Annotated in this window: 1 rRNA gene; it reads right to left on the bottom strand. The window is 56.4% G+C overall.

Going from position 1 to position 1,531, the window contains the following annotated elements:
* Positions 1-22: 22 nt before the first annotated feature.
* A 23S ribosomal RNA gene (locus ACZ60T_RS34100) occupies positions 23-1,531 on the bottom strand; the annotation flags it as partial.

The raw sequence follows: 1,531 nt of genomic DNA, 5'->3' as shown, positions 1-1,531 counted from the left end.
AACACAGTGGACGCGAGCAACTGAGGACAAGCCCTCGGCCTATTAGTACCGGTCACCTCCACACGTTACCGTGCTTCCAGATCCGGCCTATCAACCCAGTCGTCTACTGGGAGCCTTACCCCATCAAGTGGGTGGGAGTCCTCATCTCGAAGCAGGCTTCCCGCTTAGATGCTTTCAGCGGTTATCCCTCCCGAACGTAGCCAACCAGCCATGCCCTTGGCAGAACAACTGGCACACCAGAGGTTCGTCCGTCCCGGTCCTCTCGTACTAGGGACAGCCCTTCTCAAGACTCCTACGCGCACAGCGGATAGGGACCGAACTGTCTCACGACGTTCTAAACCCAGCTCGCGTACCGCTTTAATGGGCGAACAGCCCAACCCTTGGGACCGACTCCAGCCCCAGGATGCGACGAGCCGACATCGAGGTGCCAAACCATCCCGTCGATATGGACTCTTGGGGAAGATCAGCCTGTTATCCCCGGGGTACCTTTTATCCGTTGAGCGACGGCGCTTCCACAAGCCACCGCCGGATCACTAGTCCCGACTTTCGTCCCTGCTCGACCCGTCGGTCTCACAGTCAAGCTCCCTTGTGCACTTACACTCAACACCTGATTGCCAACCAGGCTGAGGGAACCTTTGGGCGCCTCCGTTACTCTTTAGGAGGCAACCGCCCCAGTTAAACTACCCATCAGACACTGTCCCTGATCCGGATCACGGACCCAGGTTAGACATCCAGCACGACCAGACTGGTATTTCAACGACGACTCCACTCGAACTGGCGTCCAAGCTTCACAGTCTCCCAGCTATCCTACACAAGCCGAACCGAACACCAATATCAAACTGTAGTAAAGGTCCCGGGGTCTTTCCGTCCTGCTGCGCGAAACGAGCATCTTTACTCGTAGTGCAATTTCACCGGGCCTATGGTTGAGACAGTCGAGAAGTCGTTACGCCATTCGTGCAGGTCGGAACTTACCCGACAAGGAATTTCGCTACCTTAGGATGGTTATAGTTACCACCGCCGTTTACTGGCGCTTAAGTTCTCAGCTTCGCCCCACCGAAATGGAGCTAACCGGTCCCCTTAACGTTCCAGCACCGGGCAGGCGTCAGTCCGTATACATCGCCTTACGGCTTCGCACGGACCTGTGTTTTTAGTAAACAGTCGCTTCTCGCTGGTCTCTGCGGCCACCCCCAGCTCAAGGAGTAAATCCTCTCACCGAGTGTGGCCCCCCTTCTCCCGAAGTTACGGGGGCATTTTGCCGAATTCCTTAACCATAGTTCACCCGAACGCCTCGGTATTCTCTACCTGACCACCTGAGTCGGTTTAGGGTACGGGCCGCCATGAAACTCGCTAGAGGCTTTTCTCGACAGCATAGGATCATCCACTTCACCACAATCGGCTCGGCATCAGGTCTCAGCCTTGATGTGCGACGGATTTACCTATCACACGGCCTACACCCTTACCCCGGGACAACCACCGCCCGGGATGGACTACCTTCCTGCGTCACCCCATCACTCACCTACTAACCGCTTGG

This window comes from Streptomyces sp. NPDC104371, assembly GCF_055583785.1.
This window is presented reverse-complemented; position numbering and strand designations above follow the sequence as displayed.